Genomic DNA, 17,615 nt, shown 5'->3' on the forward strand with positions numbered 1-17,615 from the left:
AGCAAGGAGAATGCCGATGTTAATACAGTTAAACCCGACTGGGGTTTTAGATTTACTGTCACAATTGGAAGTTGATTTATTAGAGCAATCTTCAGCCAGTGAACGTTATCGACTTTTTAGAAACTGTGCCTTAGCCGTCCTTAACGTAGGCAGCCACACAGATGCAAGTAATGAAATTTACGACAAATACCAAGACTTTGATATTCGTTTAGTCAGTCGCGAGCGCGGCATTAAAATTGAGTTAGAAAACCCTCCCGAAACCGCCTTTGTTGATGGCGAAATAATTACCGGTATTCACGAGCATATTTTTTCGGTGATCCGCGATATTTTATTCATTTGCCAAAAGTACGAAAAAGATCTTAAAGAACAAAAAGCCATTACCCACATGGTATTTGATATGCTTAGAAACGCCGGGGCGCTGCGCGTTAACAGCGAACCAAACATGATTGTGTGTTGGGGTGGACATTCAATTAACGAAATAGAATATAAATACACAAAACAAGTAGGTTACGAGCTTGGCTTACGTGGTTTAAATATATGCACTGGCTGCGGCCCAGGGGCAATGAAAGGCCCGATGAAAGGTGCCACTATTGGCCATGCTAAACAACGTATTAGCGAAAACCGTTATCTTGGTTTAACCGAGCCTAGTATAATTGCCGCAGAGCCACCAAACCCTATTGTAAATGAGCTGGTAATTTTACCCGACATTGAAAAGCGCCTTGAAGCATTTATTAGAACGGCGCATGCAATTATTATATTCCCAGGTGGTGCAGGTACTGCAGAAGAATTACTTTATTTATTAGGTATTTTGCTGCACCCAGATAACGAAAAACAGTGTTTGCCTGTTATTTTAACCGGCCCTAAAGAAAGCGAAGCGTACTTTAGCGAGTTATGTAAGTTTGTAGAGCTGACATTAGGCAAAGAAGCTCTTGATAAGTTTGAAGTAATCATTGATGATCCTGCGCTAGTAGGGCAAAAATTAAAATCAGCTATGGCAAATGTACGTAATTATCGTAAAAGCCAAGGCGATGCCTACTACTTTAACTGGACACTTAAAATCGATAACGATTTTCAGCAACCTTTTGCACCTACGCACGAAAACATGGCAAGTTTAGATTTGCACCTAGAACAGCCCAAGCAGCAATTAGCAGCTAACCTACGTAGAGCGTTTTCGGGGATTGTTGCTGGCAATGTGAAAGATGAAGGCCTACGCGCTATAAAAGCACATGGACCTTATGTGTTAAGTGGTGAGCCTGATTTAATGAAAGATATGGATAAACTATTACAAGCATTTGTAGACCAAGGTCGTATGAAGTTACCCGGTAGTAAGTATATCCCTTGTTATGAAATAAAAGCATGAGTTTGACTATTTGAAACCCCATTTACTTTTAATTGATGCGCTTAATTTAATTAGGCGCATTTACGCAGTTGACGCTAACCAAACACACCACAGTGAAGAGCAGATGCTAAAGGCCAGTTGCGCGCGCGTAGCACATGCTTGCAAAAAGCTTTTACAGTCAACAGATGCCACTCACGCTATAGCTGTTTTTGATGGCGACAAAAGCTGGCGCTACCACTTTTATAAGCAATATAAACACTCTAGGGCCCCCATGCCCGACACGCTTAAAAATGCGCTGCACTACTTTAAAGAAGCTATAGAGCAAACGGGCATCGTTGTATTTGAACCGCTCAACGATGAAGCCGACGATATCATAGCCACCTTAGCCGACAAAGCTGCAAAAAATAAGATAAACAGTACCATTGTTTCTACCGATAAGGGTTTTTTACCTTTTTTGAACGACTATATTTGTGTGTACGATTATTTTAAAAAGAGCTACCTAGATTGCGACAGCATTGAGCAGCGCTTTGGTATTGAGCAAAGTAAACTTATTGATTTTTGGGCCTTAGCGGGTGATAAAACTAACGATGTACCCGGCGTTAAAGGCATAGGGACTAAATCGGCTCAGCTTATTGTAAATACCTACGAAAGCATAGATAGCGCCATAGAAGATGATGCCCTATCAAGCAGTATTCAAAAAAAGCTAGTTGAGCAAAAAGACATGTATGTTATTTCTAAACAATTAGTCACTTTGCGAACAGATATACAGCTAGGTTTTAGTTTAAAGCAGTTAAGGTTGCATTAGTCGCATGTTGATAGCACTGTTTAAGCGCACAACATATACTCACTTTATTGTTGCGAGTGTGAGTTAAAAATGATTAAAAAGTTTATAAGATACTTAATATTAGGGTTAGGCTTGTATGCACTCATTGCGACTTTAGTGATCACCTTTTATAAAGATGACCCGCAAGCAATGATTTGGCAAGACCGTGAGGCTTTTAACGAGCGCTACATAAGAAAGCTGTCTATTGATGAGGCGGTTACCTTAAACAGTGTACTCGATTATTTAGGAAGCCCCGATTTAACCTATGCCAAACGTAACAAAGACCAAGTATGGCAGATTGTTTTTTACCGTACACAGCACCAAACTTCAGATGGCATAACCACGATGGATGAATGCACCGGCTTATTATTTAAAAATGGTGAGTTATTTTTATGGGGCCCCAGCGCCTATACAACTTATCAGGAAAAGATCAGGTGATGGCCAATGGATGAGCCTATTTCAAAACAGTTAGTGCGGTTACTGCATAACACACATCAAATACTAACAATTTATAGTGACAAAACGCAGTGGCAACATCTTTATCCGCTTGTTGTACAAACAGCCCAGCACTATCGCGTTTTGTATCAGCAACACCCGCACGCTTTACAAGCGCGTTTAAGCTTGTACACCAGCCACTACGACTTTGCTACAAACCTCGTTATTAACCAATGTGTTATTAGCACAGCACTGTGCGCTAGCCAGCAATTTGATGACGAACTAACCGAGCTTTATATTGGTGTTGCATTGGTAGAGCATTGCTGCGTTGTAGCGCAGCATAATAAAATTGCGCAGCAGCAAATGCTTACACTCAGCGATAAAAAAATATGGCGTTTTCGCCATCAGCTAGCAGCAAAAGTGTTGCTCAGTGCACAGCACCCTACTCAAAATAGCGTGCGTATGTTAGCTAAACTAAATAAGTATAAGCAAGCGTTACTAAGTACTAGCGACATAATGCTATATGACAATGCCATAACCTTGTGTGCATTAAGTAATATTATCGCGATGAACATCACCTATACATCGAAAAAGAACCCATTAAATTTTTACAAAGCTTTGGGTGAATTGTATGTCAAAACAGCTAACCCATTTGCGCAAAGGTTAATTAAGGATTTAATAGCGCATATAGGCCCACACCTGCCAGGCAGTAAAATTGTTTACAGCGACCAAGCAATGGTTTATTTAGCAAGTGATGAGACTAATAAGCATATACTTATTAATGCCAATAATGAGAAAAAACTGGCGTGGTACAAGGTTAAAACCTCACTTAAAGATCAACCAATGCAATGGCTATGTGCTGATAAACGGGTATTATTTTTAGCCTGGAACAATGAGCACCTGGTACGTAAAGCCCCGGCGCAGATAAGTTCAAAGGCCGAATTAATAGCGTTAGTGAGTCATATAAAAGTAGCGCATGAATATAGTTTTAAAGGCTTAGATAAGTTACTAGCCCCTTTTAGTGAAATAACACAGAAGCTCTGCCAAGCAGTCAGGCCCTATAACAATCAGCACCAAGCCGCCAAAGACTTACGCCATAGCTTGTCGATGGTCGGCTACGATAATGCACCGGCAATTATTCAGCGGGTTATATTTGAGCAATTAGTGGATACATCACATCATCCACACAAACACATTGTACTGAATAAACTTAATAGCTTTATTAGTATTTTAGCTTTAATGGTAAGTAATAACCCAAATCAGCAATTTGAACATATAGCCTTGCCCATCTATGGTTACGTGCATTATTTATTAACCCACTGCAGTGCACAGCTCTGTGCAAAAGTAACCATAAGTAGTGTGCCTAACCAAACTTATAGTGCCCCATTAGCAGCCTTTTTTGGGGTGGAAACGATTAATAATGAACATTTAAATACAGAATTAACACAACTACTGAGTGATAATCCATGGACCAAGCCCCTACTCGATGCTGAACAACAACCTAAAAAAGAGCTAAACGAGCAGCACAAATTATGGATTAGTTTAAAGGTCGTGGCGCAAACTATTTTTAAACCCGCTCTGCCTTTAACTTCTTGGCAAAAACAAACTTTAAATGCGCAGCTAAAAGCACAAGGCTTTAAATCTGAGGATGATTTTTTTGCGCAACTGCAAGGCTTATCGCTATATAACAGCATTTAAGTCACTTATGCTGACTATAAGTACAGGTTATACCCTGTATTTATAGTATAAACTGGCAAAATGGGCGATAAGTTGGTATAAATGCGCCCTCAAAATATATCCACATACGTCACATAAATGACCTAACAAGCAGTTACTATTATTAGTAATAATTTATGTGCGTTTTTTATTCTTTTAAAGGAAAAGTCAATGGCCAAACAAACCATCACAGTGATCAAAGGCGACGGCATCGGTCCGAGCATTATCGACTCAGCACTTGAAATATTAAAAGCCGCAGGTTGCGATTTTGATTATGAATTTGTTGATGCAGGCCTTGCTGCACTAGAAAAAACTGGCGAGCTACTTCCTCAAGAAACAATTGATACAATCGCTAAAAACAAAATCACTCTTAAAGGCCCACTAACGACGCCGGTAGGTGAAGGTTTTACGTCTATTAACGTAACATTACGTAAGCAGTTTGGTTTATACGCAAACGTACGCCCTGTTAAATCATTTGTTGGTACTAAAGCACGTTACGATGATATCGATATCATTACTATTCGTGAAAATACCCAAGGTATGTACTCAGGTGTAGGCCAAGTAGTAAGCGAAGACGGTAACGAAGCAGAAGCTAAATCTGTAATTACTCGCGAAGGCGCTGAGAAAATCATCACTTTTGCCTACGAGTTAGCAGTACGTGAAGGCCGTAAAAAAGTAACCGCAGTACACAAAGCAAATATCTTAAAATCTACCTCTGGCTTATTTTTAAAAGTTGCACGTGAAGTTGCTGAGCGTTACCCGCAAATTGAATCAACTGAAATGATTGTTGACGCAACATGTATGAAGCTAGTTATGACACCTGAAGAGTTTGACGTTGTAGTAACAACTAACTTATTTGGCGACATTTTATCTGATCTTTGTGCTGGTTTAGTTGGCGGTTTAGGTATGGCACCAGGGGCAAACATTGGTGAAGATGCTGCTATTTTTGAAGCCGTTCACGGTAGTGCACCAGATATTGCTGGCAAAAACCTAGCAAACCCTACTTCAGTAATTTTAGCGTCTATCCAAATGCTTGAGCACTTAGATATGGGCGACACGGCTGAGCGTATTCGTAGCGCAGTAGCTGATGTAATAAAATCTGGCGATCGCACAACACGTGACTTAGGCGGCAGCCACGGTACAACTGATTTCACTCAATCAGTAATCGACCGTTTATAATTTAACAAGGTTAATCTTGTTTTAAGCCTAAAAAGCCAGCATATTGCTGGCTTTTTTGTATTTTAACCTTTGCTGATAACATCACTTGGCATAACTACGCTATTTATTTTAAATAGAATTTTTAATGCAGCGAGCATCACCTTTTATACCACTGGTGTTAAGTTATTAGACATTTAAGTCAAATGGTTTTACTTCACAAAATCATTAAACTTTATTGCTGGTACGCCGGTAAAATCCACTTATCACTAATAGCGCAATTAAATAACCTATTGCCCCACCACTTGATGACGATTCACTTTGCGCTTCTTGTACCGAGACTGTTAGCTCACTACTTATAACTTCATTGGTTTGACTGTCTGTGAGCACAAGTTTTACCATATAACTACCTGCACCTTGGTAATTATGACTTGGGTTTTGCGTTGTACCTAGTGGGCTGCTATCGCCATAATCCCAGCTATATGTATAATTACCAGATCCACCTAATGGTGAGCTATTAAATTGTACTGCTAAGTTGTTTGCCGTATGGCGTGTACTTAATTGCAGCGGTGCGTTAACACTCAAAGCATGCTGTTGGCTAACACTTATCCCTTGCGTATCAGTTACTATTAACGCGAGGGTATAATCTCCAGAGTAGCTAAATTGGTAATCTAGGTTTTCAGTTTGCGATACGGGTTCACCATCTATAAGCCAACTCATGTTGTAAGGTGCTTCTCCGCCAGTTACGATTAGTTGAGCAGATAAAGTCGCACCGTTTAATTGATACGTTAAATTTTCAATTTCTAGCGGTTTTGTGATGGTAATTTGTTTAGTTTGTGTTTGCGTAGTCGTCTCACCCATTGCCGAAAAGGTAACGCTGTATGTGCCGTAATCGGCATAGGTATGTGTAGGACTTAGCTCAGTACTCGATTGCCCATCACCAAAGTCCCATAAAAATGTATCTGTGGGGGTTAACTTTAAACCGGCTACATTAAAGCTAACGGTTGCCTCGTTTACTGTTGTGGTTATTTGTTGTAGCGCATCATAGCTAAGCAAAAGCTCAGCTGTTTCACTTTCAGGGTGTTGGCTGACTATTTCAAAGTTAAACCCTTGGGGAGTAAGCACCACACCTGATTCAGCCTGCTGCGTAAAGCTGTAATCAAAATGATCATTAAACTCACTAATGGCAGCTAAGTCTTGATCGCCTAAACCTGCACTTTGCTGATATAAACTAAATGCAGCATCGCGTACTTGTATAGGTGTATCTGCAAGTGCGGTGCTACTTGTACCGCGATAAATTGGCTTTTGATCCGCATCAACCACTAAATTAAAACCACCCCCTGGGTGATCAGTTGTGTTGTTGTTATCAAATGCACTATCGCTATACCATAATAAAACTCCCGGTGAATATTGCTCTGCTTGTAAGCCGGCATCCACACCTCTGTGCGCACGTAGCTGTATATAGTAGTGGGCTGCTTTAGCATAAATATAACTGCTCACGCGGCTAAAACCATTTAACGCTAAGGTCGACTCTGACTGCTCTGCGTTATTTTGCCAAATCACAGTATTGTTGTGTGTTATTTTTAAATCATCGGCTACAAAACCATAATACTGTGTGTTTGTATCGGTAATATACTCAATACTTAATGTAATGGTTTGTCCCGCATATTGTGTTAAATCAAACTCATGCATTAAAAAACCATTAGGTTGCTGCGCATCTGCATGTAAAAACGAATCACCAGTTATATACGGGCCTATATCGCCATAATAAGGGTTTGTCTCGATTGTATAATTACCAGCTAAAGGAGTTTGATTTACCTTTACTTGTACAAGGTCATAATCGCGCTCAATACTGTAGTAAGCTAAAAAGCTAAGTGTCAGTGGTGTAGCCGCCTCAGGTAAGGTCACGGTTTGTAAGAGCGTGTGTGTTAGGTTGTTACCTGTACCAGAGTAAAATTGAAAATCACCTTCAACCGGGGTTTTAAATTTTTCTAGCTGCTGCGCAAGTGTCACTTTAATTTGGCTTTGCTGCTGAGAAAGTGAGCTAGTATAAACAAGCGACTGCTGAGGCTGGCTGTTCACTTCCTCCATGGTTAAATTAAGCTGGTTCACCCAATTGCCTTGGTATCTGTTTTGTAAATACTCAAGCGCCTGTGCACTAAACATAACGGGCTGTGAACCTCTAGGTCCACCAGCCCAGCTACCAGTAGACATTATTGACCAAGACGATACAGGCTCACCCACGGTATTTGACTGTAAATCGTACTCATCTGCTAAACCTAAGTCGTGACCAAATTCATGCGCAACGACACCTATGCTGGCATCTATTGGGTTTATCGTATAACCCGATAACTTAACGCTACTACCCGCAATACTGACAGGTTCACTGTTTTCATCAAATACGTAGTAGCGGTGAGACCAAATTGCATCAACGCCTAAATAGCCTCCACCGGATTCTTCACCAATACTGGAATGAAAAACCATAACATGGTCGATAATGCCATTTGGCTCGTTGATAATACCATCGCCGTCAATATCATCTAAATCTGTTAAATCATATTGCGTTAAATCAATATCAAATTGTGCAGTGGCTTTTTCTACTGCTTCTTTTATCAGTGCGGGGGCATTTATATCGCGTGTGTTACCTACGCGCTCACCATAGGTTTTAGCATTACTATCTGCCCTAACCCACCCATATACTTGCCCGCTAAAAGTTAAGCTAGCGCCTGATGCGTCGTAATAATAATCGTATACGCTGCTAAGTGTTTCATTATTAGGGCCTACAAACCCACCCTCATTAAAAAGCAATTGTTGGTAATGCTCTTTTGTAAAATTTTCGTAATACATATCGGTATCATCATCAACTAGCTGATTGTCATCGTGCTTTAAATCAGGAAAATCAATTAAAATAGCCAGTATTTTAACCTCATTTAGCGCGTTGCTAGGACTAGCCGCACTTGCATATTGCAGCTGCTTATTGGCTTGCTTAGCGGTTAAGCGGGCTTTCATGGTAGAAACAGGTTTTAACTGCGAAGGGTTAAGCATTGCAGTATTCGCTAAGTAGCTTTCAACCGTTGGCTTGTTAGTGGTTTGTTGGGTATCAGCGCGTTTATTTAACCAATACTCTATTCTTTGTTTGTTAATAATACCTGGGTCATGCGCACTGGTATTTGCTGCGTTAAGATTTAGGCTGCAAAGGAATAAGCCAAGCCATATTATTTTTTTCACTGTATCTTCCCCAGATAAATTATTGCTCTATCATACCTAATATATGCATTAAGCACAGCGCTCAAATTACCTATTTACCCATTATGGTTACTCGGTTAAATTAGCATAATTTCTTCATATTTTTTATATAACTACAAATAGCGTGCAACTTTTTAGTATTAAAACAAATTAATTTGAAATTTTAATCCAAAACAGCCCTTTCAAGGTTGACATAAGCACGCAAAACCCTTAAAAATAACCCCATATAGAATTTTTAATCTAAAGCAGCATTTTGCTTTTTATAAAGTGACAATTATGAAAAAACAACTTCACCTTTTAATCGTACTCGTAGTGGTCTTAGTGATAAGCCCAGCGGGGATGTATTAAAAAGTGAAATTGCTTTTTAAAAACCCTCGCACTACGCGGGGGTTTTTTTATGCATAAACAGCGCACAGAGGAATGAGGATGAGCAAACAAGAATATAATGGTTCTGAACTAGTTGTTCAGGCATTAAAAGAGTTGAAGGTTAAGTATATATTTGGCTACCCAGGTGGGTCGGTTTTAGATTTATACGATGCACTTTTTCAACAAGAAGACATTGAACATATTTTAGTGCGTCACGAACAAGCCGCAACGCATATGGCAGACGGTTATGCCCGTGCTACTGGCGAAGTTGGTGTTGTACTTGCTACCTCAGGCCCTGGCGCAACTAACTGTATTACAGGTATTGCCACCGCTTATATGGACTCAATTCCGATGGTGGTATTATCGGGGCAAGTACCTACTAGCTTGATTGGTGACGATGCATTCCAAGAAACTGACATTGTTGGCTGTTCTCGCCCGGTTGTAAAACATAGTTTTAACTGCAGAAGCGCTGAAGAAATTCCGGCTATTTTGGCAAAAGCGTTTTACATTGCAAGTACTGGCCGCCCAGGACCCGTTGTTGTTGAGCTACCAAAAGATATGCTTAACCCTGCTATTAAGTTTGAGTACAACTTCCCTAAAACAACAGAGCTTAGAACCTACAGCCCAAATACAAAGGGCCACTCTAAACAAATTCGCAAAGCGGTTACCGCAATTTTAGAAGCAAAAAAACTGGTTATATACTCAGGCGGCGGTATTATTTTATCTAACACCTCTGAGCAATTAACCCGCTTAGTTGAATCGCTAAATGCACCTATCACTAATACATTAATGGGCTTAGGCGGTATTTCGGGTATTCACCCAAATTACGTGGGAATGCTGGGCATGCACGGCACGCTTGAAGCCAATAAAGCCATGGCAAATGCCGATGTAATTTTAGCACTGGGAGCGCGTTTTGATGATCGTGTAACCAATAATGTTAAAAAGTTTTGCCCTAATGCAACCATCGTTCACGTAGATGTAGACCCGACCTCTATTTCTAAAACGATTAAAGCACATATTCCGGTTGTGGGTTGTTTAGCCACTGTAATGGAGCAACTGCAAACCGGCATAGATAAAAGTAGCATTCAAATTGATCGCAGTGCACAAGAGGATTGGTGGCGACAAATTATTAGCTGGCGCGAGCAAAAGTGCCTAAGCTACAACACCGATGGCGACAAAATAAAGCCTCAAGCTGTTATAGAAGCAGTGTATAAAGCCACTAATGGTGACGCATATGTAAGCTCTGATGTGGGTCAGCACCAAATGTTTGCAGCGCAATATTATCCATTTAAAAACCCTCGCCAATGGATCAATTCAGGGGGCTTAGGCACCATGGGCTTTGGCTTACCAGCAGCGATGGGGGTTAAGCTTGCCTTTCCTGATAAAGAGTCAGTGTGTGTAACCGGCGATGGCTCAATCCAAATGAATATTCAAGAGCTATCAACATGTTTACAGTACAACTTGGCTGTAAAAGTGGTTTCGCTAAATAACCGCTCATTAGGCATGGTACGCCAATGGCAAGATATGATTTACGGCGGTCGCCATTCATCTTCATATATGGATTCATTACCTGACTTTGTAAAACTTGTTGAAAGCTATGGCCATGTAGGCATAAAGGTAGATACTTTAGATGAGCTACAACCTGCTATAGATAAAGCCATGAGCATTAACGACCGTTTAGTATTTTTAGATATTAACGTCGATGAAAAAGAACATGTATACCCAATGCAAATTAAACTAGGTGGCATCGATGAGATGTGGTTACGTAAAGGAGTAAAAGCATAATGCGTCGTATATTATCTATTTTATTAGAAAACGAACCGGGAGCCTTATCTCGCATTGTTGGGCTTTTTTCACAGCGCGCCTACAACATAGATAGCTTAACAGTGGGTACCACTGATGATGAGTCACTGTCACGTATCACCATTACCACTATGGGTGATGATAGAATCGTTGAGCAAATTACTAAACAAGTTAATAAATTAGTTGATGTACTTAAAATTATTGATTTGACCGAAATGAGTCACATCGAACGTGAATTATTACTTGTTAAAGTATTTGCCCAAGACGAAACCACACGTGCAGCGGTTACACGCGTTGTAGATGTGTTCCAAGGTGCTATTTTAGATATGGGACGCCAAAGCTACAGCTTACAACTGGTAAGCAGCACAGACAAAATAGAATCGTTTTTAGACACCCTACGCCATGAAACCGACATTATTGAAGTGGTGCGCTCTGGTGCTGTAGGGATCGGCCGTGGTGACAAAGCATTAAAAGCGTAATTAATTAAAGCTTAAACGTTAAGCGTTTTATATTAAATCCCTGCTAAGCAATTAGCAGGGTTTTTTTATGTTAAGCCTTGCATTACAACGCTCTGCATTAATACCTAATTAGGCATATGAGAATAAGCTTAGGTAAGCTCACTACTTTAATGCAGGCAAAAAAAAAGAGCTAAATAGCTCTTTTTTAAAAAATTCTGTAAAGCGCCAATTAAGGGTTTACTTGGTCTTTAAGACCTTTACCTGCTTTAAAGCTTGGGATAGTTGCCGCTGCGATTTGGATCTCAGCACCCGTTTGTGGGTTACGGCCAGTACGTGCTGCACGTTCTTTAACTGAGAAAGTACCAAAACCTACTAATGCAACTGAATTACCTTCTTTTAAAGAAGAAGTTACAGCGCCAGTAAACGCGTCAAGTGCACGTGTAGCAGCAGCTTTAGAGATTTCTGCATCAGTAGCGATTTTTTCAACTAATTGAGCTTTATTCATTGTTAGATTCCTATTCGTTATTATTTTGCCTTCGCAAAACCTATCTTTATGCATTTTTAAGGAGTTAGCAACAGCAAATTGCATTTTTTGCTTAAATACTTCGAAAATGCGTAAAATTTTAATAATTCTCGGTAAAATACAGCGTGTTGGGTTAACTAAAACTTAATTTAAGTACACAAAAGGCACACTTTAAATAACACACTGCTCTATATTTTTTCGATAACTAAGGTCACTTCCCCAACCTCGACACCAAACTTAACAATAGACGTTCGGTTTATCAAGCGCGATTGTGTAACCAGGTACATCCAATCATCAAAATTCACCTCAAGCGTACTACCGTCATAGGGTAAGGCCACATTGTAGTTCCAATGAAACACACTGCCTGCGCTTTTACCGGTTGCAATGCCAAGTACATCATCAGCACGTCCCACTAAGCTATTATCGTCATTAAGGGTGACATACCAAATACGCTTTTGTGTTTCACCATCGTCATACACAAAGTCTTCCTCTATAACGCCCTCGTTCCCTTCCCAGCGCGCATTCATAGTGACAACAAGTTTACGTGTGAGTTCGCCTTTATAATCTTGCACAACGCCGTATGCTTTCAAATCGCCACTAAAAAACGCTTTAAAATCAAATTCTGGGTTGCTGCTATTGTAGTGCTCTACTTTTGGCGCAGAGCAGCTTACTAAAAATAATGCGGCCATTAAAATACATAGCTGTTTAAATTTATTTATATTGCGCATGTTAAATCCCTAATAATTGTTTTCTAAGTGCTGGCTCTGAGGTATTTGGGCTTAGCCAAATAGCTAAAAACTGATTGGCAAATTGCGAGTCACTAATTTCACCTAACTTTTTATCATTATGATAAAAAGTAGCCTCACCGCTTGGTGATGTTTGTAAGCTTAACGACTCGCCTTTTTTAATATCTGGCCAAAAAGTGAGCAATTTATCAGCATACTTAGCTGATAAATCACTTTTACCTAAATGCTGCCATTGCTCTTTAGTGGCTTTAACAATGTCTTTTGCTGCAAAGTCTCGCAAATAGGTGAGCGTAAATTTAACGGGGTGCGACCCCTGTTTGTAACTCCCTGAGCGGGTATATAACGTTGCATCGTAAACATCCCAAAATAAATATTCCATGCGCGCCTCGCCCACTTTTTTAAAGTCAGTTTGCTCTTCGCTAAAGCTCAATGGGGTAAAAAAAGTAGCCATAATCATTGTGGCCGTTATTGCACATATTTTTGCGGTGATATTCATACAAGCTCCTGTTATTGCTTGCTACAATTTATAATCGCTTTAATTTTTTGATTAATAATAAGAATTAATGTAAAGGCAGCAGCCCAAAGTGCGCCGTACAGAAGCCAAAATGCCCATACAGGTGAATAAATACTAAGCACGCCAAATTGAGCACCTGAATAATAACTAATTGGCGCAAAGGCTAAGCACACTAAATAGGCTTGCCAAAGTTTTAGGTTAGTAATAAACGCCATTGATGTGTTTAAGCAAAGCAATAATGCTGCCCAAAGCAAGGCTAACCAAAGCGGAAAAGGGGATACTTTAAATTCCAGAAGGTTTAGCTGCACAGCAAGGTATTCACATAACAGCGCAATTGGTAAAGCTTTAACTAAAAGCAACGCGTCGAGCTTATGCTGCTTTGATAAAACAAACATAAGCACAACAATACCAGAGGTGTATAAAACAGATTGAGCTTCTAAAAACAGTGATAAAAACCACACTGTTTGAAAAAGCACAAAATTAATAATTAAGGGCAATTTCGTCATTTTGACTAGTAAAACGTGGTTTACGCGCCGTTAAATGAACGGTACTGGTTGCTCGCGTTCTAAAAGCGCCTTCGCAGTAAGCAAAGTAAAATAACCATAATCTGTAAAAACGCTCATCAAACTTGTCACTGTCTAGGGTGTGCCAGTTATCAATAAAGCGTGTGCGCCAATCGGCTAGTGTTCTAGCATAATGCGCGCCTATGTCGCTAACAGTATGAATAACCATATCGGTATTGTTTTTAATTTGCTCGCTCATCTCATTAATTGAAGGCAAACAACCACCGGGGAAAATATACTGCTGAATAAAGTCAGAGTTTTTTAAATAATGTTGATAACGTTGATCGCCAATAGTGATCGCTTGGATTAGCATTGAACCGTCTTCTTTGAGTAAGCTATTACATTGCTTAAAAAAGCTTGGTAGGTATTCATGCCCTACTGCTTCTATCATCTCTATTGATACAAGCTTGTCGTATTGCCCTTCTAATAAACGATAATCAAGCTTGAGCAAAGTTATATTATTTTCAAGTCCTAACTGTTTAACCTTGTTTTCAACATAGGCATATTGCTCATCAGAAATCGTTGTTGTGGTCACATGGCAGTTGTAATGTGTGGCTGCGTAAATCGCAAACGCCCCCCAGCCTGTGCCAATTTCAATGACTGAATCGCCTTCGTTTATCTCTACCTGCTCACAAATTTGTTTCAGCTTATTTTGTTGAGCGTCCTCAAGAGAGGCATCTTTTGATGGATAAACAGCGCAGGAGTAAAGCATTTCCTCGCTTAAAAATGACTCGTATAAATCGTTACCTAAATCGTAATGTGCAACGATATTCTTTTTCGACCCAGATTCTGAGTTGCTGTTTTTGAGATGGTTAAAACGGTGGGCTAGGCCACTAAAAAACGAGAATTTTTTTTCAAAAGCATCTAGTTGTTTTTGGTTTATGGCAAATATTTCGATGAGTTTGGTCAAGTTATCACACGACCATTGCCCAAGAATATAAGACTCACCAGCACCCACACTGCCAGATAGCGCAAATGCTTTGTACATGGCAGTGTCGTTAACGGTAATCGTGGTTTTTAAGTCTGAATGTTGTTGACCAAATACTGTTGAGCGACTGTTCTCAACTAACACTATTTGGCCTGTTTCAATACTTGCAAAGGCTTTGGTGACTAGCTTTTTATATAAGTTTGTAAACCAACCTGTTTGCTCTTGGCAGTTTATACTCGAGACTTTTTCCATCTTAAACCCTTTATAATTTTATCGCTACCTGCAACTAAGCTTGTTTAACTATACTAAGGTTTTCCTGAATGACCTAAAAAAGGAACCCTTTTAATAAACAGCTTAAGTGCTTGCACATAAATACCTCTGAAAATAGACAAAGTCATCGCAGGAAATTTTTTTAATAATTTATTAACTTCTTGCTTAGTTAACTGACTTCGCTTTAATCGTAAAGACGCGTCGAATAACAACTCATCCCCACGTTTATTTTCTATATGAATTAATGTGTTATCGGCTGTATGTTGTACCTGCCAATGGTAGTCCATATCTAAATTCATAAAGGGTGATACGGAGAAAGCCTTCTTAAAGTTCACTTTTTTTTGTAAGGGCACCAAATAATAATGGCGCTCATTCCACGGCGTATTGCTTACCTCAGCCACCATATATTTAAAGTTATCGGTGCTATTACCGTAAAAGTAAAAATTTACAGGGCTAAAATAAATGCCCATACACCTAAGTTGGCCAAGCATATAAATATGCGAAAACGTCTCTTTAACACCTAGTTTTTCTATTTGGCACTGTGCACGTTCAATAATACTTAATGGCTCTGAGTTTGGCAGTGTGTTTAAATAATCGGATTGATTAAAACGCAGTGCTTTAAACCCAAAAGTACCTAGCATAGGGTGAATGTTATTAAGCAATAACGGATTTTTTAAATCTACCCACATCATATAAAGCGGGTATTTAAACTGATGGTTTTTTACCGCAAAGCGCCTGTGCCTTACATCGCCTAAGTATACAGCGCTATTCAAATTCAACACCTAATTGCTTAGCCACATCTACCCCACTGCGAACACCATCTTCATGAAAACCGTTATACCAATAAGCACCACAAAAATAGCTATTATTTTGGCCATCAACAGTGTGCTTGAGTTTTTGTGCGGCAATGGATGATTCGTTAAAAACAGGGTGATGATAAGTAAACTCACGTAATATATTTGCTTTGTTAACCCCTTCTAAGTGATTAAGGGTTACACAAAATTGTGTATCTGAGTCAATACCTTGCAGTATATTCATTTGGTATGTAACAACCGCTGCTTTGTCGGTGTTTTCGTTTAGTAAGTAATTCCAGCTAGCCCAGGCGGCTTTTCTATCTGGCAGTAAACTAGTATCTGTATGCAGTACTACCGAGTTTTCGGTATAAGGAATTGCACCTAATACAGCGTGTTCTTGCTCAGTCGCATCACCAAGTAATGCAAGGGCTTGATCTGAGTGACACGCAAATACCACTTTATCAAATTCAGCTTGTTCGCCATTTTCAAGGGTAATAATTACTTTATTATCTACACGTGTAACCGTCTCAATGTCGGTATTTAGTTTTATCCGCTCTGCAAAACCTTTAATAAGCGGCTTAATGTATTGCTTAGACCCACCAGGGATTACATACCACTGCGGCCTGTTTGTAACATCAAGTAAGCCATGGTTGTAAAAAAAGTTTACAAAAAACTCAACCCCTACATCTTGCATCTCTTTTATGCTGGTTGACCAAATTGCCGCCCCCATAGGTAAAATATAATGGTATTTAAAAAAGTCATTAAAGCCGTGCGTATCTAATAACTGACCCAGTGTTTGATCTTTAGGGTAGTTTTGCTCGCTGTGCATTGCTTTACATAATTTATTAAACTTAACTATATCGCTTAACAAGCGCCAAAACTTAGGCCTAAATATATTTCTTTTTTGAGCAAATAAGCTGGCAAAGGTGTGTCCGTTGTACTCAAAACCACTTGCTTGATTATGAACACTAAAGCTCATTTGTGTTTCTTGTCTGTCTACGCCAATGCGCGCGAGTAGTTTTTCAAAGTACGGGTAAGTGCGGTCATTAAATACTATAAAGCCCGTGTCTATTGCGCGTTTAACCCCTGCATCTGATATCTCTACTGTCGCGGTATGACCACCAATGTAATCGTTTTTTTCAAATACGGTAATATCGTAATGCTTATGCAGTAAATGAGCACAGGTTAAACCCGATACGCCAGAACCTATTATTGCTATTTTTTTCAACGGGCTAATCCTTTTGCTAAACGTAACCAAAGTGGTAACGGTAAAATACGTAATGCTTTTAAAATAAGCGTAAACCGATAAGGAAAATGAACTTCTTTACGGCGTTTATTGATCCCCTTAATCATATAATCGGCGGCCTCTGTTGCAGTGACGGCCATAGGCATTGGGAAATCGTTTTTATCAGTAAGGGGGGTTTTAACAAAACCAGGATGCACCAACGTAACATCAACATCGTTTAAGTCGATTGCTAAGCTTTTCGCTAAATAGCTTACCCCGGCTTTAGATGCGCCATAAGCCTCAGAGCGTGGCAGAGGTAAATACGTAACGCTTGAGCTAACAAGTACAAGTTGTCCCCCCGCACTAATTTTTGGTAATAATGCCTCTAGGCAGTAGCCCATTGCCAGCAGGTTTACTGAAATAACTCGCTCAAACAAAGCGCTGTCAAAGTTACGGGCATCATCTACATACTCACAGTTACCAGCGTTAAGAATAACCTTATCAAAAGCACTAAACCCAAGGGTTGCTTGCTTTATGTCTTTAAGGTCTGTGGCATCAAACTGACACGCTTTAATGTTGGTGTGTTTTTCAAGCTCAGCTAACTTTTCAAGGTTTCTGCCGCAAGCAATCACGGCGTTACCTTGCTGTGCGTACTTTATTGCTAGCTGCTCGCCAATACCTGAGGTTGCACCTGTAATTAAAATATTCATC

At 39.8% G+C, this 17,615-nt stretch carries 16 protein-coding genes; 7 read left to right on the top strand and 9 right to left on the bottom strand.

What is annotated here, in order from left to right:
* Positions 1–16: 16 nt before the first annotated feature.
* From ppnN to EJ103_RS16960, 5 genes are all read left to right on the top strand, one after another.
* The gene (ppnN, locus tag EJ103_RS16940; RefSeq protein WP_004586396.1) at positions 17–1,360 is read left to right on the top strand and encodes a nucleotide 5'-monophosphate nucleosidase PpnN; all 1,344 of its coding nucleotides are present in this window, start codon (positions 17–19) and stop codon (positions 1,358–1,360) included.
* A gap of 10 nt (positions 1,361–1,370) precedes the next feature.
* A complete protein-coding gene (gene xni, locus EJ103_RS16945; protein ID WP_126008894.1) occupies positions 1,371–2,144 on the top strand; it encodes a flap endonuclease Xni in 774 nt (257 codons plus the stop codon).
* 69 nt (positions 2,145–2,213) lie between these two features.
* Positions 2,214–2,600 (top strand): DUF3192 domain-containing protein, encoded by a 387-nt coding sequence (locus EJ103_RS16950; protein WP_004586398.1) that lies wholly within the window; start codon positions 2,214–2,216, stop codon positions 2,598–2,600.
* Positions 2,601–2,606: 6 nt separating this feature from the next.
* Positions 2,607–4,295, top strand: coding sequence for a hypothetical protein (locus EJ103_RS16955; protein ID WP_126008896.1), 1,689 nt, complete (start codon positions 2,607–2,609; stop codon positions 4,293–4,295).
* A 189-nt stretch (positions 4,296–4,484) separates the two neighbouring features.
* On the top strand, positions 4,485–5,492 hold the full coding sequence (locus EJ103_RS16960) for an isocitrate dehydrogenase (RefSeq protein WP_055019049.1): 1,008 nt from the start codon (positions 4,485–4,487) through the stop codon (positions 5,490–5,492).
* A 204-nt stretch (positions 5,493–5,696) separates the two neighbouring features.
* On the opposite strand, the gene EJ103_RS16965 is transcribed toward EJ103_RS16960, so the two are convergent.
* Positions 5,697–8,696: an immune inhibitor A domain-containing protein gene (locus EJ103_RS16965; protein ID WP_126008898.1), complete on the bottom strand. Its 3,000-nt coding sequence runs from the start codon at positions 8,694–8,696 to the stop codon at positions 5,697–5,699.
* Positions 8,697–9,140: 444 nt separating this feature from the next.
* On the opposite strand from EJ103_RS16965, the gene EJ103_RS16970 reads away from it, so the two are divergent.
* Positions 9,141–10,865 carry an acetolactate synthase 3 large subunit gene (locus tag EJ103_RS16970; RefSeq protein WP_004586402.1) on the top strand — a complete coding sequence of 575 codons (1,725 nt, stop codon included), beginning with the start codon at positions 9,141–9,143 and terminating at the stop codon, positions 10,863–10,865.
* Entirely contained in the window at positions 10,865–11,362 is a 498-nt protein-coding gene (gene ilvN / locus EJ103_RS16975) for an acetolactate synthase small subunit (RefSeq protein WP_004586403.1), read from the top strand. Before EJ103_RS16970 ends, ilvN begins: the two co-directional genes overlap by 1 nt.
* A 208-nt stretch (positions 11,363–11,570) precedes the next feature.
* On the opposite strand, the gene EJ103_RS16980 is transcribed toward ilvN, so the two are convergent.
* The 8 genes from EJ103_RS16980 to EJ103_RS17015 form a co-directional block, all read right to left on the bottom strand.
* Positions 11,571–11,846, bottom strand: a complete 276-nt coding sequence (locus EJ103_RS16980) for an HU family DNA-binding protein (RefSeq protein WP_004586404.1) — start codon at positions 11,844–11,846, stop codon at positions 11,571–11,573.
* A 206-nt stretch (positions 11,847–12,052) separates the two neighbouring features.
* The gene (locus EJ103_RS16985; RefSeq protein ID WP_024031747.1) at positions 12,053–12,592 is read right to left on the bottom strand and encodes a DUF3833 domain-containing protein; all 540 of its coding nucleotides are present in this window, start codon (positions 12,590–12,592) and stop codon (positions 12,053–12,055) included.
* A gap of 1 nt (position 12,593) precedes the next feature.
* Positions 12,594–13,067 carry a chalcone isomerase family protein gene (locus tag EJ103_RS16990; RefSeq protein ID WP_126009689.1) on the bottom strand — a complete coding sequence of 158 codons (474 nt, stop codon included), beginning with the start codon at positions 13,065–13,067 and terminating at the stop codon, positions 12,594–12,596.
* Between the two features lie 50 nt (positions 13,068–13,117).
* On the bottom strand, positions 13,118–13,630 hold the full coding sequence (locus EJ103_RS16995; protein WP_055019052.1) for a DUF2878 domain-containing protein: 513 nt from the start codon (positions 13,628–13,630) through the stop codon (positions 13,118–13,120).
* On the bottom strand, positions 13,605–14,867 hold the full coding sequence (locus EJ103_RS17000) for a cyclopropane-fatty-acyl-phospholipid synthase family protein (protein WP_126008900.1): 1,263 nt from the start codon (positions 14,865–14,867) through the stop codon (positions 13,605–13,607). Before EJ103_RS17000 ends, EJ103_RS16995 begins: the two co-directional genes overlap by 26 nt.
* 53 nt (positions 14,868–14,920) lie before the next feature.
* Entirely contained in the window at positions 14,921–15,658 is a 738-nt protein-coding gene (locus EJ103_RS17005) for a DUF1365 domain-containing protein (protein WP_126008901.1), read from the bottom strand.
* A complete protein-coding gene (locus tag EJ103_RS17010) occupies positions 15,651–16,907 on the bottom strand; it encodes an FAD-dependent oxidoreductase (protein ID WP_126008903.1) in 1,257 nt (418 codons plus the stop codon). The genes EJ103_RS17005 and EJ103_RS17010 overlap by 8 nt, the downstream gene beginning before the upstream one ends.
* The gene (locus EJ103_RS17015; protein WP_126008905.1) at positions 16,904–17,614 is read right to left on the bottom strand and encodes an SDR family NAD(P)-dependent oxidoreductase; all 711 of its coding nucleotides are present in this window, start codon (positions 17,612–17,614) and stop codon (positions 16,904–16,906) included. The genes EJ103_RS17010 and EJ103_RS17015 overlap by 4 nt, the downstream gene beginning before the upstream one ends.
* Between the last annotated feature and the right edge of the window lies 1 nt (position 17,615).

The sequence above is a fragment of the Pseudoalteromonas sp. Xi13 genome (genome assembly GCF_003952205.1).
Taxonomy (GTDB): domain Bacteria; phylum Pseudomonadota; class Gammaproteobacteria; order Enterobacterales; family Alteromonadaceae; genus Pseudoalteromonas; species Pseudoalteromonas atlantica.